This is a genomic window from Janthinobacterium sp. LS2A (genome assembly GCF_036543145.1).
GTDB lineage: Bacteria > Pseudomonadota > Gammaproteobacteria > Burkholderiales > Burkholderiaceae_D > Janthinobacterium > Janthinobacterium aestuarii.
Map to the genome: position 1 here is coordinate 430493 of NZ_JAZHPB010000002.1, position 23934 is coordinate 454426.

Consider the following 23934-nt stretch of genomic DNA (forward strand, 5'->3'; position numbering starts at 1 on the left):
GGAGTCTAGGGTCAGATTAATAATTCGCGTCGAAATACTGTTGCAGGATGATGGCGGCGGCGCGGTCGTCGATGACTTCGCCGCGCTTGGCGGCGATGACGGCCGAGGAATAGCGCTCGTCGACCAGCTCCACGGGCAGGTTGAAGCGGCCATGCATCTGGTTGGCGAAACGGCGGCAGCGCGCGCTCATCTCGTGTTCCGTGCCATCGGGATGGCTGGGCAAGCCCACCACGATGCGGCTGGCGCCCCACTCCTTGATCAGGCTATCGATGGCGGCAAACTTCGGCTCGTTTGCCGTGGCCGTGATCACGCTGAGCGGCTTGGCCTGGCAAATCATGGTATTGCCGATGGCAACGCCGATGCGTTTCAAGCCGAAATCGAAGGCGAGGATGGTGTCGATGGCGTCACCGCTCATGCGTGGCCAGCCTCGCTCGCCAGCATGAGGGGATCGATACCGAGCAATTTGATGGCGGCCACGTAGCGCTGCTCGATGGGGAAATCGAACAGGATGTCGGCCGAGGCGCCGACCGTCAGCCAGCCATTGCGGCCGATCTCGTCTTCCAGCTGGCCCGGGCTCCAGCCCGAGTAGCCGATCGAGACGAGCATGCGCTCGGGACCATCGCCCTTGGCGACGGCTTCGAGCACGTCGATCGAGGTGGTAAACGCCACTTCATCGGTCACCGTCAGCGACGAGGAATAGCGCGCGCCCGGCGTATGCAGCACGAAGCCGCGGTCATCCTGCACGGGGCCGCCGAACATGATCGGTTCATTGATGATGGGCGTGTCGCTGCCGGCCGCCAGTTTCAGGTCGATGCGGTCGAACAGCACTTCCATGGTCATGTCGGTGGGCTTGTTGATGACGACGCCGAGCACGCCGTTTTCATTGTGTTCACACACGTACACGACCGTGCCGCCGAAGATCGGATCTTGCATGGCCGGCATCGCAATGAGGAAATGGTTGGCCAGATTCAGGGTGGAGGAACCGGTCGCGGCCGGTTCTCCCACACCCTGCATCAGACGATGTCCTGGTAGAGTCTGGTCGATTTTACTCTTTTTCATACGCGATGCTCTCTCTGTGGGCTTGCTGGCAAGTCTCGCTTACCCCGCTATCGTACGCCTGGCGCAAGCTGCCGCGAATCTTGGGCGGCACGCACCGTGGTGCCAGGCGTTATTCTTGTTATCTTATAAATTAATGATCAATTCGCTATGCCTGCCGGCGCATTTCGATGCCAATTGTAAAATTGATTGCAAAATCGCTGTCGCACATAAAGTACCGCGAACATACCCGGTAGTTTACACTGAATTGCCGCCGCAGCGACGCCAAAGGCGCGACGCGAGCGGCCATAAAGCCCTGTTGGCGGCAAAAAATCGCCTATCTTTGACCCTGAACACGCGAAATAATGACAATCAAGACTTCCCTGGTGTGGTTCCGGCGCGATCTGCGCGCGTTTGACCATGCTGCACTGCATCACGCCCTGCGCCAGAGTCAGGCCGTGCATTGCGTCTTCGTCTACGACACCGCCATCCTGGCTGCGCTGCCGCGCCGAGACCGGCGGGTCGATTTCATCCATGCCAGCGTGGCCGAGCTGGCCGCCGAGCTGCGCCAGCTCGGCGGCGACCTGATCGTGCTGCATGCGGACGCGGCCGAAGCCATCCCGCGCCTGGCCGCCGAATTGAACGCCGACGCCGTCTTTGCCAACCACGACTACGAGCCGCAAGCGATCGCCCGCGACGCCACCGTGGCCGCAGCGCTCACGCATGACGCACGCCTGTGGTTCAGCTTCAAGGACCAGGTGATCTTTGAAAAGGACGAGGTGCTGACCTTGTCGGCCAAGCCGTACACCGTCTACACGCCGTACAAGAATGCCTGGCTGAAGAAAATGCGCGCGGAACCCGCCTGCCTGGCGCCGTTCGATATCGAGCCGCATGCGGCCAGCCTGGCGCCGCCGCGCGCCGGCACGCCCGCGCCCCTGCCCACCTTGGACGAACTAGGTTTCGAGGCCAGCAACCTGGCCGAACTGGCCATCCCCACCGGCATGTCGGGCGCCAGCCAACTGTTCGAGGATTTTTTGCCGCGCGTGGACCGCTATGACGTGGCGCGCGATTTCCCCGCCCTGAAGGGACCGTCGTATTTGTCCATGCATCTGCGTTTCGGCACCGTCTCGTTGCGCTACCTGGTCCGCACCATCGTCGACCTGATGGACCGGGGCGGTGGCGGCGATGGCGCGCCCGTCTGGCTGGCGGAACTGATCTGGCGCGATTTCTACGCCATGATTTTGTACCAGAACCCGCACGTGGAAGGCGGCGCCTTCAAACCGGCCTACGATGCCATCGCCTGGGAAACCGGGCCTGACGCCGATGCCGCGTTTGCCGCCTGGTGCGAAGGGCGCACCGGCTATCCGCTGGTGGACGCGGCCATGGCGCAGCTGAACCAGACGGGCTATATGCACAACCGCCTGCGCATGGTCACGGCCTGCTTTTTGATCAAGGACATGGGTATTGACTGGCGCCGCGGCGAAGCGTATTTCGCGCTGCACCTGAACGACTTCGACCTGGCTTCGAACAACGGCGGCTGGCAATGGGCTTCGTCGTCGGGCTGCGACGCGCAGCCCTACTTCCGCATCTTCAATCCCATTACGCAGTCGGAAAAATTCGATGCCAGCGGGCGCTTCATCCGCCGCTACCTGCCGCAGTTGAAGGCGCTGGGCGACAAGGAAATCCACGCGCCCTGGCTGGTGCCGCGCATGCTGCTCGATCAAAAAAACATCGTGCTGGGACGCGATTATCCGGAACCGCTGGTGCAGCACGACGAGGCGCGCAAGGAGACCCTGGAGCGCTATGCCGTGGTGAAGGTGGTGGCGTAATCGGGCCCGTGGTGGCGTCGGGTTACGCGCTTTGCGCTAACCCGACCTACCCGATCTATCCCGACCTACGCCACGCCGTCGCCCAACAACCGCCCCACCTCCGCCAGCAATTCCTCCTCCTGGAACGGCTTGCCGAAATACGCATTCACGCCTAGCTCGAACGCGTGCGCGCGGTGCTTGTCGGCGCTGCGCGAGGTGATCATGATGACGGGGATGGCGCGCGTCTTGTCGTCGCTGCGCACATTGCGCGTCAAATCGAAACCATCCATGCGCGGCATTTCCACGTCGACCAGCAGCAGGGCCGGCATGGCGGCCGGTTCCAGCGCATGCAGCTGTTCCAGCGCATCGAGGCCATCCTTGGCCAGCAGCACCTGGTAGCCTTCACGCTCGAACAAGCGCTGCATCACGCGGCGCACCGTCAGCGAATCGTCGACCACCATCACGCGCACGGCCGGCGTGGCCAGCGCGCTGGAAGCGGCATGCTGCTCGCTGCTGGCCAGCGCATATTGCGACAGCAGTTCCGGATGGTGTTCCAAGTGCTGCGCCAGCGCCACCGGGTTCAGGATCAGCACGATATCGCCCGTGCCCAGCACCGTGGCGCCGGCGATGCCCGGCATGCGCGCCAGTTGCGGGCCCACGTGCTTGACCACGACTTCGCGGTTGCCCACCACGTCATCGACCTGCAGCGCCAGCCTGTCATTGCCATTTCGCAGCAGGAGCACGGGCGCATAACGCTGCGTGGCCTGCGCCGCCGGCGTCTCGCCCAGCATGGCCGACAGGTGGTGCAGCGCCAGCGACTGTCCGTGCGACTCGATGCGTCCGGCCGCCCGCACCTGCTCCAGCTGTTCGCCTTTCAGGTGCAGCACCTGCTCCACCAGCACCGATGGCAAGGCATACGTCCTGCCGTTCGCCGCCAGCAGCACCACTTGCGTGACGGCCAGGGTCAGCGGCAGGTGAATGGTGAAGCGCATGCCCAGGCCAGCCTGCGTCAGCGTTTCCACGCGCCCGCCCAGGGCCAGCGCTTCGGAGCGCACGATGTCCATGCCAAAACCGCGACCGGCCAGTTCCGTCAGGCTGTCGGCGGTGGAAAAACCGGGCGTGAAAATCAGTTCGGCCGCCTGCGCGTCGGTCAATGGCGCATCCGTCGCCACCAGGCCGGCGCCGTGCGCCTTGGCGCGGATGCGTTCCAGGTCCAGGCCCGCGCCATCGTCGGAAAAGGCGATCGCCACTTCATTGCCCTGCTGGTTGACCTGCACCAGCAGCTCGCCCGTCTCGCTCTTGCCTGCGGCCAGGCGCGCGTCGCGCGGCTCGACGCCATGCACGATGGCGTTGCGCAGCAAATGCTCGAAGGGCGCGGCCATGCGTTCGAGCACGCTGCGGTCGATTTCCACGCCACCGCCGCGGATGTCGAGGTTGACGCGCTTGTCGACTTCCTTGGCGCTTTGCCGCGCCACGCGGAACAGCCGTTCGGCGATGCTGGCAAACGGCACCATTCGTATCTGCATCAGGTCGCGCTGCAGCTCGCGCGTCAGGCGTGCCTGCAGCACCAGGTCGTCCGTCACCGCATCGACGCTGTGACTGAGGTTTTCATGGAACGACGCCACGTCGTTGACGCTTTCGGCCATCATGCGCGTAAGTTCCTGCAGGCGCGTAAAGCGGTCGAATTCGAGCGGGTCGAATTCGCGCTCGCTGCCGACGGCCATGCGCGAGGCGATCTGCGATTCGGCCTGCATTTCCACTTCGCGCAGCTGGCGCCGCAAGCGCGTCAGGTTGTCGGAAAACTCGGACAGCGAAGCGCCGAGCACGCCCACTTCATTTTCCATTTTGGAACGCGTGATCGACACTTCGCCAGCCTGGTTGACCAGGCGGTCGAGGATATCGGCGCGCACGCGCACCAGCGCCGCCTTCGGTTCGGCGGGCGGCGTGTCTTCCATGCCCGGCAAGGGCAGCAACGGTTGCTGCAGCTGCTCGAACAAGTGCAGCGCATGGTCGTAATGGGCCAGCAATTCCTCGAAGGCCTGCGGCGTGGCGGTGCCCGCGTGCAACATGTTTTCGATGTGCGTCTCGATTTCATGCGCATGCTGGCCCAGGCGCATGGCGCCGGCCATGCGCGCGCTACCCTTGACCGTATGCAGGGTACGCAGCAGCATCTGCGCCTGGCCGCTGTCGTGCGGCTGCTGCTGCCAGCTGCGCAACGCCTCGCCGATCTGCGGCAGCAAGTCGGCCCCCTCCTCTAGGAAGACGGACAAGAGATCGAGGTCAAGTTCATCGCTGATGCCGGCGCTGGCCGCCAGCAGCGCGGCCGCATCGGCCGGCATGATGGCGGGCGCCGGCGCTTCCGGCGCCGCATGCTCCAATGGCGGCGCGTGTTCGAAACCAGCGTCGAACAGGTCGTCGCTGGCGCCAGTGTCCTGCGCTGGCGACGGTGCCGGCACGTCGGCGGCCTCCGGCTGCAGCGCGTCGGCGACGATGCTTGCATACGTCGCTTCGAACAGGGTCTCGAGCTGGGGCAGCGGGACTTTAGCGATCGGTTCGGCAGGCCGCGCCAGCGCGCCGACGATGCTGGCGTAAGCTTCCGCGAACAGGGCGTCGAGGCGCTCTTCCTTGCTCTCGCCGGGCGGCGCCGTCAAGGCGCGCCACAAGGTGTTGAGCGCTTCGATCATGTCCGGCTGCGTTGGCGCCAGGTCGCCCAGCGCGAATGCCTGCAGCATTTGCCCGATGCGCTGCGTGGCCTGTTCCAGCACGTCGTGCTGTTCGGCGCGCAAGCCGGCCAGCGGCGGCACTACCGTTTCGATGACCGTTTCCAGCGCATGCGCCAAGTCGCGCAAGGACTGGAAGCCGACCGTGCCCGACGTCCCCGCCAGGGTATGCACGGCTTGCAGCGCCTCAGCGCTGACGGCACGCTGTTCATGGCGCCATTCGCCAAAGTCGCGCGTGAGCACGCGCAGCAGTTCATCCGTCTCGGCCAGGTAGATGTTGTACAAGGGAAGGCTGATGCGCAGTTCGCCCACGTGCTTGAGGTGATCGTCCGGCGCTTCGTGGAGCGTCGGTGCCGTGGCCAAGGGAAGTCCGATCACATTGCCATTGCTGGCCACGGGCGCGGCCGATGCCGGGCGAGGCTTGCGCAGTTCGAACGGGCCGCCTTCGCGCACGCGCTCGGCCGCCAGCAGCAGCATGCCGGCCTCGCGCTCGCGCCCCGCGCCGGCTTCCAGTTCGGCCACCCATTCGCTGAGCTGGTACCAGCCGTAATTGAGCAAGGTAAACAAGTCGTCGCTGACGGGGCGCGATTCGGCCAGCCAGGTATTCATGACGCGTTCGATGGCGCCAGCCGCTTCGGCAAACTGCGCCAGGCCGATCATGCGGCTGCTGCCTTTCAGGGTGTGGAACGAGCGGCGCAGCATGGCCAGGTGGTCGCCGCTGGCGGCCTGCTCGCGCGGCAAGGCCAGGGTGGTGTCGATGAAGGCCAGCACTTCGCGCGCTTCAGCGATGAAGATGTCGAGCATCTCCGCGTCGACATCGGTCACCGCCGGCGCGGCATCCATGCCGGCGGGCGCGGCGGGCGCCAGGGCCTGGTCGAGCAAGGGCACGGGGCCGGCGGCGGCGACTTTTTCAAATGGCAGCGCGCGGAAGGTGCCGGCGGCCGCATCGAAATGGAAACGCCCGCTGGCCGCCTGCGCGTTGCGGCCCAGCATATCGGCAAAAAAGCCCAGCGCGCTGACATTTTGCGCGATCTCGTCGAGCGCCTCGGCGCGCGCCTCCGCATTGGCATCCGCCTTGGCGTCGGCACCGGCCAGCTGCCGCACGGCCGCATCGACCTGCAGCACGGCGGCGCGCGCATCTTCCTGTTCCAGCCCGGCCAGCTGCTGCTGCAACTGCTCCAGCACGGGCGCGACGCCATTGAGGGCTCCCGTCCCCGTACCCGCCGCATCCGCGTAATATGCGTTGAGCACCTTTTCCACCTGGCGCAAGCCCGTCTTCATTTCCTCGGCCAGCGCGGCCACCGTCTGGCCCTGTTCGATCTGACGCGACAGCTCGCCCGCCGTGACAGGCGGCGGCGCTTCGCCAGCCAGCAGCGCCTGCAGGCGCGCGGCGATGGTTTCCGCGTTGCCCGCGAAATCGTCGGGCAGGCGGCGCAGCTGCTCCAGGCCCGTGTCGGCAAACAGCAGCGCCATGCCGATTTCATTTTCCAGGGCCGCGCTGCGCCCGCTGGCCACGGCTTGCCGCGCCACGGCCGCGCATTCGCGCAGCAGGCTGGCCAGGGCCGGCTGCTTCAGCGTATCCACATATACGGCCACCTGTTGCAGCGACGCGTCGAAATCCGTGGCCAGGGCTGGATCGAGGTCGGCTTGCGCCAGCCGGCTCCAGCTGGCGCGCGCCTGCGCCAGGGCCGCGCGGGCGCCTTGCAAGGTGTCCTGGTCGACCTGGCCGTAGCGCCGCGTTTCCACGTCGACGGGCAGCATGCCTTCCAGGGCGAAAGCGGCGCGCAACTGGCGTGCCTCCGGCGTCGGCTCGCGTGCGGCGGCGATGAAGAACAGGGCGTCGCGCAGCATCGCTTCGGGCAGGCTGGCCGTCCCCTGTGCCAGGCGGCGCAATTGCAGGTTAATCAGGCCGAACAGCTGCTTGACGTTGAGCGTGCCCATGCCTTCGCCGCTGGCCGCCAGTCCCGCAAACGCCTGCATGGCGAACCAGAAGGTGCGCGCGGGAGCGTCCTGCTGCGCGTCGGCCACCAGGGTCAAGGTGGCGTGCAAGTCGCCCGCATGCTGGCGCCGCGCCGCGTCATCCTGCGCCTTCAGGAAGGGCAGCAAAGATTTTTCAAAGCGCCCGCGCCAGGCCGGGTAATCGGGCACCGGGGGTGCTTCCGCCAGCGCGATGGCGTGCCCTTCCAGCGTCGACGCCGGAGGTAAAAACAGGTCGGCCGGGTGGATGCGCTCGGCGCCCAGCATGGTTTGCAGGTCGCGGTAATAGGGGAACAAGCGCGCCGGCTGCGGCGGCGTGCCGGCCACCAGGTCTTCCAGGTATTCGCTCAAAGCTTGATACAGTTCGGCGACGACTTGCGCATGGTCCAGCGTGTATTCGAGGCTGCCGTCGCGAAAGCGCGCCAGTGCCTGTTCCGCAGCGTCCGTCAGCAGGCTGGCGCCGGCCACGTCCACCATCACCAGCGCGCCATGCGCCTGGTGCAAGTGCGAGCGCGCATGCTGCAGCGCCGTGGCGCGTTCCTCGCGCTCGCGGCCACCCGCTTCGAACAGGGCTGTTTTCGAGCGGCCCAGCGCTTCGCGGATTTCCACCATCACCCACGACAAAGGCTCGCTGTCGAACGGCTTGGACTGCTGTGGACTATCTGGTGTGCTCATGCATGCCTCGGTAAAGAATTCGCCCTGGACTGGCGCGGCGTTCAGGGGGCGACGCGGAAGCGCGACACCGAGTTTTTCAGTTCCTGCGCCAGCATCGACAGTTTATGGATCGACTGCGCCGTTTGCTGCGTGCCGTCCTGGGTCTGCTCCGTCACGCTCAGGATATGCTGGATATTCAAGGCCACGCCGCTGGCCGAACCGGCCTGCGTGCCGGTGGCGAACGAGATGCCCTGGATCAGTTCCGCCAGATGTTTCGATACCTGGCTGATGTCGTTCAAGGCCGCGCCGGCCGCGTCGGACAGGCGAGCGCCCTCGACCACGCCCTGCGTGGACGTTTCCATCGCCCGCGTCGCATCCTGGGTATCGGCCTGGATGGTGCGCACCAGCGCGCCGATCTGCTTGGCGGCGGCGGCCGAGCGTTCGGCCAGGCGCTGCACTTCCTCGGCGACGACGGAAAAGCCCCGTCCCGCCTCGCCGGCCGATGCGGCCTGGATGGCGGCGTTCAGCGCCAGCACGTTGGTCTGCTCGGTGATGTCGGAAATGAGCTCGGTGATTTCGCCGATCTCCTGCGACGATTCGCCCAGGCGCTTGATGCGCTTGGACGTATCCTGGATCTGCTCGCGGATTTCATGCATGCCCTTGATGGCGTTTTCCACGGCCGTCGAACCCTGCTGCGCCGCCGCCACCGACTGGCGCGCCACGTCGGCCGAGACGCTGGCCGACTTCGACACGTCGGTAATCGCATTGGCCATCTTGACGACGGTGGCGCTGACGCCCTGGATTTCGCGCGACTGCTGCTGCGACGCGATCAGCAGCTTGCTCGAGATGCTTTGCGCCTGCGTCGAGGCGCGGTTGACCTGTTCGGCCGTCGCCGTCACCCGCCCCACCAGGCCGCGCAATTCCTCGACCGTGTAGTTGACGGAATCGGCGATGGCGCCCGTGATGTCTTCCGACACGGTGGCCTGCACCGTCAGGTCGCCGTCGGCGACCTTCTGCAATTCGTTCATCAGGCGCAGGATGGCCGCCTGGTTCTGCTCATTCCTGGCCTTCGCCACTTCCTCTTTCTCCTGCGACTGCAGGCGCCGGATTTCCGCTTCCTGGCGCCGCCGCTCGGCGTCGCGCGTGCGGTTGACGGAGTCCTGCAGCAGCACCCTGCCGATGCCGGCCGCCGCGATCAGGGTCAGCAACACGCCGCCGACCATCATCCAGAAGGCGATGCCCAGGGTTTCCTGGTTCGCGTGGTACATCTGCTGCAGCAGGGTCAAGCGCTGGCGCAGGTCTTCGTTCTCGTTGAAGATCAGCTGTTCGGCGCTTTTCGCCGAACTGAATTTATCCAGGCGGTCGAGTATCGAGGAGACCAGCTTCTGGTACGTGTCGAAACTGGCTTTCAACGCCACCATCCGGTCGCGCAGTTCGGCGTCGCGCGTGGGCGCCAGCTGCAGCGACACGCTACCGTTGAGCAAGCCTTCGACGGCGGTGCGGAAATACGTCGTGTCGCGCCCCAGCGAAAACGCCGTTTCCGAGCTGATGCTGCCCGACGAGAGGAACTCGCTGGCGCTGCGGCTCATGCGCTGGCTCAGCATCATCAGGCGGCCGATGACGGCCAGGTCGCGCGCATTGCCGCCGCGCTGCACCTTCAGGGCCGCGATTTCCTCGGTCTGCGCCAGCAGCGCCGGCGACAGCGCGTTCAATTGCTGCAAGGTCTTGTCGAATTCGCCCAGCTCCGGCTTCAGGCGCAAGATGGTGCTGGCCGCGCGGTCGCTGCTGGCCCATTTTTTACGCGCGTCGGCCACCGCCGCCAGCAGGGCGGCACGCGACTCGCCGATATCGCGGCCGTGATACGTTCCGCCGCGCAGCATCAGGCGGAAATCCTGGTTCAGTTCATTGCGGCTTTCCTCAAGCTGGCGGAACGCTTCCGGATTGCCCTGCACGGCGTTCGGCGCGGCCTTGCCGATGCGCTGCGAATGCATCAGCGCATCGCTGGCCAGCTGCGTCTGCGCTGAGGCGATATTGCCGCTGCGTGTATTGAGACCGACGAACAGCAGGCTGGCGGCCAGGCTCAGGGCCATCACCGTCGACAGGATGCTCAATTGTTTTTGCAGCGGGAAATGGCCGATCAGCGGCAGCCGCAAGTCGCTGACCGGCGCGCTGGCCAGCGACTTGCGCCGTCCCAGCGCATCGCGCAGGCGCAGCGGCAGGTCGGCCGCCGACGCCGGCTCGCCGGGCGCGTGCTCCGCTTCGGGCATGCCAGCGGCCAGGATGGGAGAATTGGCGCCCATCAGCCAATATCCTTGTGGACGGCAAGGCCGCCAAAGCCGGCATCGAGGAAGCGTTCCGATTGCGCCAGCTGCGCCAGGTCCAGGCGCAGCCACTGCTGCCCTTCGCTGTCGCGCAGCGCCTGCGCCGCCCACGATGGGAGCACACCGTGCGCCGCATCCTGAACGGGCACCGATTGCATCGCGCGCAGCTGGCGCAAGCCCAGTACGCGCTCGACCAGCAGTGCGCAATTGAGGCCCAGACGCGGAGAAAACGTGATGATGCGGCAGTGATTGCCGGGCGTGCAAGCCGGTTCGCCCATGTAGCGGGCCAGGTCGACGACCCCCGTCAGGCGCCCGCGCATGGCCGCCAGGCCCAGGTACCAGTCCTGCGCCAGCGGCACGCCCTGGATCTGCACACCGGCGGCAATGACGATTTCACCGAGCTGCGTCAGGTCGAGCAGGCACGGGCGGCCAGCGAGCATCACGCCCAGTTCCTTGCGCGCCGCCAGCGCGCCGCTGCGCGCGGCCTGTATCCGCTCGATCAATTGCAGCTGATACTGGCGCAAGCGCCCCTGTCGCGCGCCCGTCTCGAAAGATGGCATGGCGGCAGCGGCGGGCGGAAAGGCCGCTGTAGGCACGCCGTGACCTGGCATCGTGTGCATGCTCAGGAAAGCGCGGCGATCTTGGCCAGCAGCTCGGCTTCCACCACCGGCTTGACCAGGTAATCGCGCGCGCCCTGGCGCAAGCCCCAGATGCGATCCGTTTCCTGGCTCTTGCTCGAGCAGATAATCACCGGCACGTCCTGCAGTTCCGGATCGCGGGCGATGGCGCGCGTGATCTGGAAGCCATTCGCACCGGGCATCACCACGTCCATCAGGATCAGGTCGGGCCTGGCCTGCTTCAGCTGCGCCAACGCGTCGGCACCGTCCTGCGCCGTGAGGACGGCATAACCGGCACGCACCAGCATCTCGCTCAGGTAGTAGCGTTCTGTCGGCGAGTCATCGACGATCAGAATTGTGTGTATGGCCATCTGCTTCCTTGCTGCGTTGTCAATCAATAAATCACTACTCAAAATGCCCGGCCAGGTGCAGCCGCACGGCCTCCAGCAGCGCCTCGCGCGCCAGCGGCTTGACCAGGCAGGCGCTGGCGCCTGCCATGGCGCCGCGCGCGCGGTCGAACAAACCTTCCTTCGACGACAGCATCAGCACCGGCGTGGCGTGATACGCGGCGCTGGCCTTGATCAGCGCGCAGGTGCGGTAGCCGTCCAGGCGCGGCATCACGATGTCGCACACGATCAGCGCCGGCTGGCAGTCGGCGATCTTGGCCAGGGCCTCGAAGCCATTTTCCGCCACCACCACGCGATAGCCGGCCTCGCCGAGTATCTTCGCGGCCGCGCTGCGTATCGTCGCGCTGTCGTCGATGACGAGTATCGTGACGCTCACGCACACGGCATCGGATGGCGTCTCGGGCAAAAAAGGACGCGTCATGTGATTATTCGACAATTTTTCATACCATAGCACAGGCAGCCGCGATACCTGTGTGCGGCAGCGGCATCCCGTGGGCCTGATTGATTACAGCGCGACCATCTCGAAATCGTCCTTGCGCGCGCCGCATTCAGGGCAGGTCCAGTTCATCGGAACATCGGCCCAACGCGTGCCGGGAGCGATGTCTTCGTCGGGCAAGCCGGCCGCTTCATCATAAACCCAGCCGCAAATAAGACACATCCACGTTTGGAATTGCTGCGTTGTTTCGTTGCTACTCACGTTCTGCCACCCTTCAATCAAGTAAAATGCTGAATTAGGTATCTTAATCTACCCGCCGTGCAAAACCAAACTTCTCCCCTCATATTAAGCTTCGGCGTGTCCGATCCGGTCGGCGCGATCGGTATCCAGGCCGACCTGGCCACCTTTTCAGCCTTCGGCTGCCACGGCCTGTCCGTCACCACGGGCCTCTTGATCAGCGATACGGCCCGCGTGGAAGACGTGCAGGCGGTCGACCCGGACTGGGTTTCCGACCAGGCGCGCGTGCTGCTGGAAGACATGTCCGTGGCCGCCATCAAGATCGGCGCGCTGGGCAGCGTGGAAAACGTCACGGCCATCGCCGAAATCGTCTCCGACTATCCGGACGTGCCACTGATCCTCGATCCATTCATTTCGGCGCTGCCGGAACAGGGCATGGACGACGAAGACATCCTCACGGCCGTGCGCCAGCTCCTGATCCCGCAAACGACACTGCTGGTGCTCTCGCCGGTGGAACTGGAACGCCTGGCCGAGACCTGGCGCGACGCCGATCCGGACGACACCCTGCAAAACGACGTCGACTACCTGGTGGCCCTGGGCTGCGAATACGTGCTCGTCACCGGCATGCCGGCCGACGCCAGCAAGTCCGGCACGGCCGAAGGAAAGTTGCGCGCCAATACCCTGTTCGGCGAAGACGGCGTGGTGCGCCACGACGAATGGCAGCATCTGCCCGGCATCTTCAACGGCGCCGGCAGCACCCTGTCGGCGGCGGCCACCGCCCTGCTGGCCCTGGCGGAAAACGAAGACGATGTGCCGCAGGTGGTCGTGGCGGCGCAGGAATTCACGGCCGGTGCGCTGGCCCACGCGCAGCGCCACGGCATGGGCAAGCTGGTGCCGAACCGGCTGTTCCGGCAGCAGCGCCAGCGCGGCGCACAATAAGACCAGACGACACAGACAACGATCCACTTTCAAGGCACGATTATCATGACGACGACTTCACAGAACGACATCCTGTTTGCCCGCGCACAAAAAACCACGCCAGGCGGCGTCAATTCGCCCGTGCGCGCCTTCCGCTCCGTGGGCGGCACGCCGCGCTTCATCACGCGCGCCGAAGGCCCGTACTTCTGGGACGCGGACGGCAAGCGCTATATCGACTACATCGGCTCCTGGGGCCCGGCCATCGTTGGCCACGCCCATCCGGAAGTAGTGAAAGCGGTGCAGGATGCGGCCGCGCTGGGCCTGTCGTTCGGCGCGCCGACGGAAGGCGAAGTGCTGATGGCCGAGGAAATCACGCGTTTGGTACCGTCGATCGAGCAGGTGCGCCTGGTGTCGTCGGGCACGGAAGCGACCATGAGCGCCCTGCGCCTGGCGCGCGGCGCCACGGGACGCGACAAGATCGTCAAGTTCGAAGGCTGCTACCACGGCCACGCCGATTCGCTGCTGGTGAAAGCGGGCAGCGGCCTGCTCACCTTCGGCAACCCGACGTCGGCCGGCGTGCCGGAAGACTTCGTCAAGCACACGCTGGTGCTCGACTATAACAACGTCGAGCAGCTGAAAGACGCCTTCGACAGCTTCGGCGCGGACATCGCCTGCGTCATCGTCGAACCGGTGGCCGGCAATATGAACCTGGTGAAAGCGACGCCGGAATTCCTGCAGGCGATGCGCGAACTGTGCACGCAGCACGGCGCCCTGCTCATTTTCGATGAAGTCATGTGCGGCTTGCGCGTGGCTCTGGGCGGCGCGCAGGCGCTGTACGGCATCAAGCCGGACCTGACGGCGCTGGGCAAGGTGATCGGCGGCGGCATGCCGGTGGCGGCCTTCGGCGGCAGTGCGGCGCTGATGCACAACATGGCGCCGCTGGGCGCCGTCTACCAGGCCGGTACCTTGTCGGGCAACCCGGTCGCCGTGGCGGCCGGCATGGCCACCTTGAAACTGATCCAGCAGCCGGGCTTCTACGAGCAGCTGGGCGCCACGGCCAAGCGCCTGGCCGAAGCCCTGACCGCCGCCGCCAAAGAAGCGGGCGTGGTCTTCTGCGCCGACTACATCGGCGGCATGTTCGGCATTTATTTCAGCGAAACGCCACCGACCAGCTATGCGGAAATGATGGCCGGCGACCGCGGCAAGTTCAACGCCTTCTTCCACGCCATGCTCGACGAAGGCGTGTACTTCGCGCCCGCCGCCTTCGAAGCGGGTTTCGTCTCGGCGCAGCACGACGATGCCGTCATCGACGCCACCATCGCCGCCGCGCGCAAGGTGTTTGCTAAGTTAGCCTAAACGCAGTCAGACAGTCGCGGTGTCCATCACCGCGGCCACCAGCGCCGGCAAACTGGCCATGTCGCTGAACACGACATGCGCGCCGGCCGCCTTCAGACGCGCTTCCTGGCCGGGCGCGATATGCCCGCCGCCGATGAATCCCAATACCGTCATGCCCGCCGCCACGGCGGCCGTCACGCCCGTGACGCTGTCTTCCAGCACCAGGCACTGACTTGGCGGCACGCCAAAGGCGGCTGCCGCCGCCAGGTAGACGCCCGGATGTGGCTTGGCGTGGCCGACCAGGTCCGGCGTGAACACGCGCTTGTCGAACAGCGGCGCCATGCCAGTGCGCTCGAGCGCCGACAGCACGCGCGCGCTGACGCTGTTCGAGGCCACAGCCTTGGGCAGCGGAATGGCTGCCAGCGCCTGCGCCACGCCGGGCACGGCGCGCAATTGCGCATCGCAAGCCGCATCGACGGCATTGCCGATGGCCATGATCTCGTCGGCCGGCAATTGCGGCAAACCCAGTTCCTTGTAGATATCCTGCATCAGCGGCACCAGGCGCTGGCCCAGGCGCGGCTCGATCAAGCCTTGCAGGGTGACGCCGTCGGGCAGGTTCGGCAGGCGCGGCCCCAGCAACTCCAGCAGCGCTTGCAGGGCCACGGCTTCACTGTCGATCAGCACGCCATCGCAGTCGCTGATCAGATGGGTAAAGCGCGGTGGGGTGGTGGCGGTATCAGGCATGGACTCTCCAGAAATCAATAGTGACGGGAAATGCGGCGGCCAGCCGGCCAAGGCCGGCATCGTAACGATCATAGGTGGAACAGGCGGACGCTACCACGCAGAAAATGTCCGAATGACGATACTTTTCTGCACAGCAGGCGGCAGGCATCAATCGGCAAATACACAATACCAATTCAATACCACGCAATACCAGTGATTATCGCCGATTTTTGAAATTGCTGCGCTCGTCCTGAAACCGGGGCGCGGAGCACCCCGGCGATACTGCGATACGGCTTATTTCAGCCAGCCGCGGTGGCGGAAGTACAGGAACGGTGCGATGGCGCTGGTGATCATGAGGCCCCAGGCCCATGGATAGCCGAATGACCATTCCAGTTCCGGCATCAGCTTGAAGTTCATGCCGTAGACGCTGGCGATCAGGGTCGGCGGCAGGAAGGCCACGCTGGCCACCGAGAAGATCTTGATGATCTTGTTCTGGTTGATGTTGATGAAACCGACGGTGGCATCCATCAGGAAGTTGATCTTGTCGAACAGGAAAGAGGTGTGACCGTCCAGCGATTCGATGTCGCGCAAAATCTGCCGCGCTTCCTCGAACTGCTCGGAATTGAGCAAGCGGCCGCGCATCAGAAAGCTCACGGCGCGGCGCGTATCCATCATGTTGCGGCGGATACGGCCATTCAAATCTTCCTCGTGGGCAATCGCATTCAGCGCTTCGGCCGCGTGCGCATCGGTAAATTCCTTTTGCAGCACGCGCGTGCTGACTTCTTCCAGGTTCTGGTAGATGCCTTCGAGCACGTCGGCCGAATATTCGGCATCGGTGGCATACAGGTCGAGCAGCACGTCCATGTAGTCGGCAATCGAGCCTGGCCGCGAACGGGCGCGCATGCGCACCAGGCGGAACACGGGCAGGTCGTCCGTATGCATGGAAAACAAAATCTTGCGGGCAAGGATGAAAGCCACGGTGATGACGCGCGACGGGCCGTCGTCCTCTTCGCGCAGGAAATCCGTGCGCAGGTGCAAGTCGCCGTTTTCCGCTTCGTAATAGCGGGCCGACGCTTCGATATCCTTGACTTCGTCTTCGCCCGGCAGGGTGACGTTGTAGATGGCCTTGACCCAGGCCCGTTCATCATCGGTAGGGTCGGTCAGGTCGACCCACACCGGTTCGGCATTTTCGAGGTCTGCGCGGCTGTCGATCGGCACCTGGTTGAGCCGGCCATTCTGTAATACAAAGACATTGATCATGCGCGCTCTCAGCCGGATGTGGGGTTATCGTGATGTGCTGGCGCTGGCGCCAAAAATGAAAACAGCGCAAGTGTACCCGCAAAGGCCTTTTCACGACCACCCCCGGCACCGCTTTTTCACGGAAAAAGTGCGGCGTTGCACCAAGCGGGGCCGATTAAGATGCTGCGCCGCAATAGTGCCAATCAGGCAGCTTTAACTTTATGAAAAGAAAGCCCGCTGCCCTCAGGGCAATTCCGCCGCCCCCATGCGGCGCAGGATCACGCCCGTGCGCCGGTTTAGGTAGCCCGTATCGCGGTGACGGTCGTAAAAGCGGGGATTCGGCAGCATCACGGCCAGTTTCGCCGCCTGTCCCGCACTCAGGCCCACCGCGCTGACCCGGTAATAGTGGCGCGCGGCCGCTTCGGCGCCAAAGGTGCCCGTGCCAAACTCCACCACGTTCAGATAAATCTCGAAAATGCGCTCTTTTTCCATCAGGTTTTCCAGCATATACGTGATGATCAGTTCCTGGCCCTTGCGCACATAGCTGCGCGAACCGGACAGGAACAGATTCTTCGCCAGCTGCTGCGTGATGGTGGAGCCGCCCGCCACGACCTTCTGCTTCTTGCTATTCTTTTCATATGCCTTTTGCAAGGCTTCCCAATCCACGCCTTCGTGCTCGGAGAAATTCGCGTCTTCCGAGGCGATGATGGCCCGCTTCAGGTTGTTCGAGATGCGGTTGTACGGCACCCACGTGTGCTTGATCGTGGCGTTCGGGTTCTTCTCCTGCAAGACCGACAGCTGTTCGCGCATGAAGGCCGTGCTGGACGGGTTATGGTCGACCCACCACCAGATTTGCAGGAAGAAATACAGTTGCACGACGATAAAGGCCAGCACGGGCACGATGAACAGCCACTTGATCCAGCCGTAGCGGCCACCGCTTTTGCGGGCGCCCTTCTTGCCGGCGCTCACAGGGCACTGCGCAGCTGCGCCAGCAAGTCCTGCGTCTGCGGCCGCACGCCGCGCCACACGTAAAACGCTTCAGCCGCCTGCTCCACCAGCATGCCCAGGCCGTCGCGCACCTGCGCGCCATGCTGTACGGCAAAGTCCATGAAGACGGTGGGCTGGGCGCCATACATCATGTCCAGCGCCAGGGTATGGCTACCGAAGATACCGGGCGGCACGGGCGGCAAGTCGCCCGCCAGGCTGGCCGAGGTGGCGTTGATGACGATATCGAAGACGTCATCGGGCTGCGCGAAGCCGCCGGCGCGCAACTGGCCGGGGTGCGCCAGCGCATCGGCAAACTGCGCCACCAGCGCCTCGGCCGTGGCCACGGTGCGGTTGGCAATGAAGATTTCCTGCGGTCCCTGTTCCAGCAAGGGCAGCACGACGCCGCGCGCGGCACCGCCCGCGCCCAGCAGCAGGACGCGCTTGCCGGCGATGGCCACGCCCGCGTTGCGCACGATGTCGGCCACCAGGCCCGCGCCATCGGTATTGTCGCCAAGAATGGTGTCACCATCGAAACGCAAAGTGTTGACGGCGCCGGCCGCCTGTGCGCGCGGCGTCAGCTCGGTGGCCAGCGCGCACGCGTCCAGCTTGAAGGGCACCGTCACGTTCGCGCCCTTGCCGCCCTCGGCAGCAAACGTACGGGCCGCCAGCGCAAAGCCGTCGAGCGGCGCCAGCCGGCGGTCATAGACGATGGGCTCGCCCGTCTGCAGGGCAAACGCGGCGTGGATCAGGGGGGACTTGCTGTGGGCGATGGGATTGCCGAAGACACAATATTGATCGGGATTCATTGCTTGCTTGTTCAATTGCTGCCGCCAGTCAGGTTAGCTTCCATTTTTTCTTCGCGCGTAAATTTGAAGCGGGTAATCACCACCCACAGGTCATCCTTGTCACTCGACAACATGTTCGGTGGGAAACGGCCAAACGGCGCCGCGCGGCGCACGATGGCCAGGGCCGCCGCATCGAGAGCCGGATTGCCCGAACTTTTTTCCACGCGGGCGCCGCCTTCCTTCTGGTAAATCGTGCCGTCCTGGAAGATGGGGATGTAGACGACCAGTTCGCCATACATCTTGCGGCCATTCTGTTGCGGGAAATTCAGAGTGCCGATTTCCTCGATACGCTTTTGCAAGGTCTTGTAATACATGGCATAGCCGACCTCTTGCGTACTGGGTGTAATGAAGGTCTTGCGCGGACGCTTGTTCTGGTCTTCCACGGTCTGGCTGATCTCGGCCGCCATGCGGGCAATGGCCTTGCTGCTTTCCATCAAGTCCGAGCCGGTGGCCAGGGGATTGGGCTCGTCCTTTTCCGTGACGGGCGCGGCGCTGTAAGGCGTCGGCCTGGCCGCCTGCGTCAGCAGTTCCTGCTGTTTTTGTTCCAGTTCGGCGATGCGCCGGGCGCTGGCCTTGACGCTGTCGCCCTCTTCCACCTTGCGCATGTCGGGCAAGGGCGACTTGGCGCGGCCCTTGTCGGCTTGTCCGCCACCGTCGAGGTTGGCTTGCGCCAGAGCGTCGGCCTTCAGCGGCTTGTTCGCATGCTTGGCGTTGACCAGGATCACTTCCAGGCCGGGATCGGTGGCCACGGCCCGCTGCGGGGCAGGGGCGACAAAATGCATCGCCAGCAAGGCGCCGTGCGCCAGCAGCGATACCGCCACGGCTATCATCAGGAAACGATTCTCTCGGAAAGACTTCACGCGCAACCCAGTTCGCAACAAGCACACCATACAAGATGGCTGAATTCTACGTCAAAGGCGGTGCCGGCAACAGTTTTCAGCACCGCCTGGATGACGTGAGGAACGCCTTACTTGACCTCGGGCTCGCTGACCACGTCTTCGCTGGCCAGTTCCGCCACTTCCGCATCGGCGTCGCTGACCTGGTTCGCCGCGTCCGGCGATGGCTCGGCCGCCACGTCGCCCTCGTCGGCAGCATCGTCGCCCGCCTCTTCTTCGTAGTCGAGCTCGGCATCGGCCGCCGCATCGGGCACGGCGGCAATTTCCAGCAGGCGCGCTTCGATGCTCAGGTCGACTTCATCCCAGCGCAGCAAGTCCAGTTTCACCTGGGCGCCGCGCGCCACCGACGGCATGCCCGGCAGCTTGATGACCAGCGGAATGTCGACCAGGCGCAGGATTTCGTCTTTCAGCACGACGGCGTCGACCTGGCGCGCATTTTCCTGGTGCAGCCAGCGCAAGCACCAGTAACGTTCCATGTTCGACTGGAAATCGCCATACGCGGCATACGCGGCGTCAAACGCTGAAACGATGGCGAACAAGTTCGCGTCGCGCGGCTTGAACGGCGCCACCAGCGGCGCCGTCACGCCATGCTCGGCGCAGGCAATGATTTGCCACTGGTTCACCAGATCGGTATAGCGGCGCAGGGGCGAAGTGCTCCACGCGTATTGATCGACGCCCAGGCCCTGGTGCGGCGCCGCATGGGTAACCATGCGCACCTGCATCTTTGCCGCCCAGCTATTGCCGCTGCCGCCGCCCTGGCTGCGGTAGATGCCGGGCACGCCATGGTCGTGCAGCATCTTGCCCCAGGTACTGTTGGCAAAAATCATCAGCTCGGCGACGATCTTGTCGAGCGGTGCGCCACGCTTGCGGCGCGCCACGGTGACGATGTCGTTTTCCACATAGAAGTTGAAATCGACACGGTTATTCTGTTCCGGCTTCAGGCCAAACGCTTCGCGTTTCTTCATGCGGCCCTGTTCCAGCTGCTGCGCCCATTGCCACAGCACGGCAAAATCGGCCTTGTGCGGGTACTCGCCTTCGCCGCTGGCCAGGGTTTCCTCGTTGACCAGGTCGTCGAGCTGGTTATGGCGCAAGTTGCTGGCAATCGGCACCAGCTCGGCGCGCGTCTGCGTGTTGACTACGGCCCAGTCCGCTTTCGGGTCCAGGGTCGCGTACAGCGACAGGGCCGGGCACGTCGTGCCTTCCGCCAGCGTAAACGCGTTGACGATTTCGTCCGGCAGCATGGTGATCTTGTCGCCCGGCATGTAGACGGTCGACATGCGCTGGCGCGCCATCTTGTCGATCACGTCTTCCGGACGGATGCCCAGGCCCGGCGCGGCGATGTGGATACCCACTTTCACGGTGCCATCGGGCAAGGGTTGCACGGAGAAGGCATCGTCGATCTCGGTCGTGGTCACGTCGTCGATCGAGAAGGCGGCCACGTCGGCCAGCGGCAACTTGGCCGTCACGGACGGCACGGGCACGTTCGGGAAACCGGCGCCTTTCGGGAAATTTTCAAACAGGAACTTCGACAGGTGCAAGTCTTTCGGCGAAGCAATACCACCGACGGCCAGCATCAAGCGCGGCGGCGTCGTGTGCAACTCCGTACACGCCGCTTCCAGCGCCTTGTATTCAATCGTGTTCTTGTCCGGCTTGAACAGCAGTTGCAGCACCATGGGCTGCATCGAGGCGGGCAAGCGGTTCTGTTTCAGCTCTTCCACATAGCCTGCCTGCACCAGCGCCTGCTGCTTTTTCTTTTCGATACCGGCCAGAGCCGCCTTCAAGGACGCTTCCGGCGCCGCCTTGTAGCGGCCACGGCCCTTCTTGTAGAAATACACGGGCGCCGAATGCAGGGCCAGGATCAGGCCGGCCGCTTCCGGCGGCAACGGTGCGTGGCCGAAATACTCGGCGCCCAGCTCGGCAAAGCCGAACTCGTCTTCGCCCGCCACTTCCCACAGGAAATCGAGGTCGATCTCGGCGGCAACCGCCTTGGCCTGTTCCAGCAGCTCGGCCGGGGCCGGCTTTTCATACTGCAGCAGCACGTCCTTGACCTTGACCTTGGTGCGCTTGCCGCTGGCCATTTCGACCTGGTACGCTTCACCCGCTTGCGACAGGACCGTGCCGACCTTGAAATCGCCGGATTCTTCAAAAAATAGATTCATTGTTATGCTTTGTTTATTAATGTGTCGGTTGCAACGGTGCGAGTGACGGGCGTCAACTCCAGCACCGCCGGCAAAAATACTTCCGTTACCAGCAGCAATCCCTGGTGACGCTGATACAGGCAGCGGCGGGCAAAAAACAGCGCCTGCCCATCGGCGCGCCGCCCTTCCCGCGCCAGCGCCGCCTGCGCCCGCTGCACTAGCGGGTGGCCGGCGCGCAAGCGGGCAAATTCCAGTTCACCGCGGCGCACCATGCGGTCGCCAAACAGGGTCGTGCCCAGCGAACGCTCGCCCAGCGCGGAAAACAAGGGCCAGTCCGTGGCCGTCGCCTGCATGGGCACGACGGTATGGCCAAACACGGCCGGTCTGTCATCACAACGCAACAGCACTTCACGTTCCCACACGCGGCCCGCGCGGTGCAAACCAATGATGGCAGCCTCGTCGCTCAAGCAACGTGCCGTTTCCTGATGCAAACATTGCACGCGAAATGCCTGGCTATGCACTTTCAGCTTGGCCGTCAGCGAACCGCCGCCCGTGAGCCAGTGGCGCAAGGCCGGCGGCGCATTGACGGCATTTACGTGCGCATGCCATTGCGCCTGCCGCAGCGAACCCGGCCTCACTGGGCAGCGTCCGCATCGATGCCGCAAAAGGCCAGCACGGGCGCCACATAATCGGCAAATTCGCTGATGCCATGGTCGCTGCCGTCGATGACCAACTGCCGCGCCCCCTGATAATGCGCCACCATGTCGCGGTAGTCGAGCACTTCATCGCCGGTGGCGGCAATCAGGAAATAGCGTTGCGACTCAGTAATTTTCTCTACGGCAAACGTGCGCAGCTCGTCGATGTACTCGCGCTTGAACTCGAACGGCTTGTCCGAATGGAATTCCGTCGTCACGCCCACATGCTGTTCCAAGTCGATCAGGGGAACGATGGCAGGATTGAGCAATACGGCGCGGCAACCGAGCTGCTCGGCCAGCCAGGTGGCGTAATAGCCACCCAGCGAGGAGCCGATTATCGTCAGGTCAGCCGCCGCCACGTCCTTGACCAGCGACAGGGCGAGCTCAATCGCCAGTTTCGGCGAAGCCGGCAATTGCGGGCACAGCCACTGTCCTTCGCGGCCCAGCGCCTGCATCTGCGCGGCCAGCAGGCGCGACTTCATCGACAGGGGCGACGAGCGGAATCCATGCAGGTACAGAATCATCGGCCCAGGGCCTCCAGCAATTTCTGGTGCACGCCGCCAAAGCCGCCATTGCTCATGACCACGATCTGGTCGCCGGGACGCGCGCTGGCCGCCACGGCCGCCACCAGGGTATCGATGTCTTCGTAGGCGCTGGCAATCTTGCCCAGCGGCGCCAGCGCGTCGCCCAGGCTCCAACCCAGCGCTTGCTGGCTGCCGAAACCGAAGACGAGGTCCGCATCCTTGAGGCTGCCCGGCAGCGCATCTTTCATGGCGCCCAGCTTCATCGTATTCGAGCGCGGTTCCAGCACGGCCAGGATGCGGGCGCTGTTGCCTATCTTCTGGCGCAGGCCGCCCACGGTGGTGGCAATGGCCGTCGGGTGGTGCGCGAAATCGTCGTACACGGTGATGTCGTTGACGACGCCGCGCACTTCCATGCGGCGCTTGACGCTCTCGAACGTGGCCAGCGAGGCGCACGCCTGGGCAATGGGCACGCCCACGTGGCGCGCGGCGGCGATGGCCGCCAGCGCATTGCTGCGGTTGTGCTTGCCCGTGAGCGCCCACGCCACATGGCCTTCCTGCTTGCCATTGAAGAACACGTCGAAGCTGCCATCGGCCTGTTCTTGCAGTTGCCAGTTGGCATCTTGACCAAAACTTTCCTTTTCGCTCCAGCAACCGCGCGCCAGCACGCGCTGCAGCGATGCTTCATTGCCGTTGAACACGAGACGGCCAATGCCGGGCACGGTGCGCACCAGGTGGTGGAATTGCGTCTCGATCGCGTGCAGATCGGGGAAGATGTCGGCGTGATCATATTCCAGGTTATTCATGATGGCCGTCTTCGCGTGGTAATGCACGAACTTGCTGCGCTTGTCGAAGAAGGCCGTGTCGTATTCGTCCGCTTCGATGACGAAGAAGTCCGATTCGGCGCTCTTGCCGTCGATTGTGCCGCTGAGGCGGGCGGAAATGCCAAAGTTCATCGGCACGCCGCCGATCAGGAAGCCTGGCGCGTAGCCCGCATCTTCAAGTATCCAGGCCAGCATGGCCGACGTGGTCGTCTTGCCATGCGTGCCGGCCACGGCCAGTACCCACTTGTTGCGCAAGATATGTTCGCCGATCCATTGCGGGCCGGACACATACGGCAGGCTGCGGTTGAGGATCTCTTCCACCAGCGGGTTGCCGCGCGAGACCACATTGCCAATCACATACAAATCCGGGTTCAGCTTGGTCTGTTCCGGATCGAAACCCTGGATCAGTTCGATTCCCTGCGATTCCAGCTGGGTGCTCATCGGCGGATACACGTTGGCATCGCAACCGGTAACTTTATGGCCGGCTTCCTTGGCCAGGACAGCCAGGCCGCCCATGAAGGTACCGCAAATGCCGAGAATATGAATATGCATGTGATCAGTGCGAAAGGCGCACGCTTAAGTAAGTAAGACGGTGAGATAA

General features: G+C 64.3%; 20 protein-coding genes. 3 read left to right on the forward strand and 17 right to left on the reverse strand.

The genetic code is table 11. The features are described 5' to 3' along the window. Window positions 1–16: 16 nt before the first annotated feature. Both ruvX and V3C40_RS07805 read right to left on the reverse strand, forming a co-directional pair. Entirely contained in the window at window positions 17–415 is a 399-nt protein-coding gene (gene ruvX / locus V3C40_RS07800; RefSeq protein ID WP_257620213.1) for a Holliday junction resolvase RuvX, read from the reverse strand. Beyond that, a complete protein-coding gene (locus V3C40_RS07805; protein ID WP_034746689.1) occupies window positions 412–1014 on the reverse strand; it encodes a YqgE/AlgH family protein in 603 nt (200 codons plus the stop codon). Before V3C40_RS07805 ends, ruvX begins: the two co-directional genes overlap by 4 nt. A 386-nt stretch (window positions 1015–1400) precedes the next feature. Here V3C40_RS07805 and V3C40_RS07810 point away from each other — a divergent pair, with 386 nt between their 5' ends. Further along, a complete protein-coding gene (locus V3C40_RS07810) occupies window positions 1401–2864 on the forward strand; it encodes a cryptochrome/photolyase family protein (protein ID WP_331777084.1) in 1464 nt (487 codons plus the stop codon). A 65-nt stretch (window positions 2865–2929) separates the two neighbouring features. Here V3C40_RS07810 and V3C40_RS07815 read toward each other — a convergent pair whose 3' ends face one another. The 6 genes from V3C40_RS07815 to V3C40_RS07840 form a co-directional block, all read right to left on the reverse strand. After that, window positions 2930–8215, reverse strand: a complete 5286-nt coding sequence (locus V3C40_RS07815; RefSeq protein ID WP_331777085.1) for a hybrid sensor histidine kinase/response regulator — start codon at window positions 8213–8215, stop codon at window positions 2930–2932. Between the two features lie 41 nt (window positions 8216–8256). Then, a complete protein-coding gene (locus V3C40_RS07820; protein WP_331777086.1) occupies window positions 8257–10494 on the reverse strand; it encodes a methyl-accepting chemotaxis protein in 2238 nt (745 codons plus the stop codon). After that, window positions 10494–11111: a chemotaxis protein CheW gene (locus V3C40_RS07825; protein ID WP_331777087.1), complete on the reverse strand. Its 618-nt coding sequence runs from the start codon at window positions 11109–11111 to the stop codon at window positions 10494–10496. Before V3C40_RS07825 ends, V3C40_RS07820 begins: the two co-directional genes overlap by 1 nt. Before the next feature lie 26 nt (window positions 11112–11137). Further along, window positions 11138–11503, reverse strand: coding sequence for a response regulator transcription factor (locus V3C40_RS07830; protein WP_034746677.1), 366 nt, complete (start codon window positions 11501–11503; stop codon window positions 11138–11140). 34 nt (window positions 11504–11537) lie between these two features. Next, entirely contained in the window at window positions 11538–11960 is a 423-nt protein-coding gene (locus V3C40_RS07835; RefSeq protein ID WP_070301208.1) for a response regulator, read from the reverse strand. Between the two features lie 84 nt (window positions 11961–12044). Next, complete coding sequence (locus V3C40_RS07840; RefSeq protein WP_010401308.1) at window positions 12045–12197, reverse strand: rubredoxin; 153 nt, start codon at window positions 12195–12197, stop codon at window positions 12045–12047. 96 nt (window positions 12198–12293) lie between these two features. Between V3C40_RS07840 and thiD the strand changes: the two genes are divergently transcribed. Together thiD and hemL are read left to right on the forward strand one after the other, a co-directional pair. Further along, entirely contained in the window at window positions 12294–13151 is an 858-nt protein-coding gene (gene thiD / locus V3C40_RS07845; protein ID WP_034746671.1) for a bifunctional hydroxymethylpyrimidine kinase/phosphomethylpyrimidine kinase, read from the forward strand. Window positions 13152–13196: 45 nt separating this feature from the next. Beyond that, window positions 13197–14486: a glutamate-1-semialdehyde 2,1-aminomutase gene (gene hemL, locus V3C40_RS07850; RefSeq protein WP_331777088.1), complete on the forward strand. Its 1290-nt coding sequence runs from the start codon at window positions 13197–13199 to the stop codon at window positions 14484–14486. Between the two features lie 6 nt (window positions 14487–14492). Here hemL and V3C40_RS07855 read toward each other — a convergent pair whose 3' ends face one another. The 9 genes from V3C40_RS07855 to mpl form a co-directional block, all read right to left on the reverse strand. Further along, window positions 14493–15209 (reverse strand): HAD family hydrolase, encoded by a 717-nt coding sequence (locus V3C40_RS07855; RefSeq protein WP_331777089.1) that lies wholly within the window; start codon window positions 15207–15209, stop codon window positions 14493–14495. A gap of 273 nt (window positions 15210–15482) precedes the next feature. Further along, window positions 15483–16448 carry a magnesium/cobalt transporter CorA gene (gene corA, locus V3C40_RS07860; protein WP_034746658.1) on the reverse strand — a complete coding sequence of 322 codons (966 nt, stop codon included), beginning with the start codon at window positions 16446–16448 and terminating at the stop codon, window positions 15483–15485. 222 nt (window positions 16449–16670) lie between these two features. Further along, a complete protein-coding gene (gene mtgA, locus V3C40_RS07865; protein WP_331777090.1) occupies window positions 16671–17396 on the reverse strand; it encodes a monofunctional biosynthetic peptidoglycan transglycosylase in 726 nt (241 codons plus the stop codon). Further along, entirely contained in the window at window positions 17393–18220 is an 828-nt protein-coding gene (aroE, locus tag V3C40_RS07870) for a shikimate dehydrogenase (protein WP_331777091.1), read from the reverse strand. Before aroE ends, mtgA begins: the two co-directional genes overlap by 4 nt. Before the next feature lie 11 nt (window positions 18221–18231). Beyond that, window positions 18232–19089, reverse strand: a complete 858-nt coding sequence (locus V3C40_RS07875; RefSeq protein ID WP_331777338.1) for an energy transducer TonB family protein — start codon at window positions 19087–19089, stop codon at window positions 18232–18234. Window positions 19090–19226: 137 nt separating this feature from the next. After that, a complete protein-coding gene (locus tag V3C40_RS07880) occupies window positions 19227–21314 on the reverse strand; it encodes a ribonuclease catalytic domain-containing protein (RefSeq protein WP_331777092.1) in 2088 nt (695 codons plus the stop codon). Window positions 21315–21316: 2 nt separating this feature from the next. Next, window positions 21317–21931 carry a chorismate--pyruvate lyase family protein gene (locus V3C40_RS07885; protein WP_331777093.1) on the reverse strand — a complete coding sequence of 205 codons (615 nt, stop codon included), beginning with the start codon at window positions 21929–21931 and terminating at the stop codon, window positions 21317–21319. Continuing rightward, complete coding sequence (locus tag V3C40_RS07890; RefSeq protein ID WP_331777094.1) at window positions 21928–22512, reverse strand: YqiA/YcfP family alpha/beta fold hydrolase; 585 nt, start codon at window positions 22510–22512, stop codon at window positions 21928–21930. Before V3C40_RS07890 ends, V3C40_RS07885 begins: the two co-directional genes overlap by 4 nt. Beyond that, on the reverse strand, window positions 22509–23885 hold the full coding sequence (mpl, locus tag V3C40_RS07895; protein WP_331777095.1) for a UDP-N-acetylmuramate:L-alanyl-gamma-D-glutamyl-meso-diaminopimelate ligase: 1377 nt from the start codon (window positions 23883–23885) through the stop codon (window positions 22509–22511). Before mpl ends, V3C40_RS07890 begins: the two co-directional genes overlap by 4 nt. Window positions 23886–23934 lie beyond the last annotated feature (49 nt).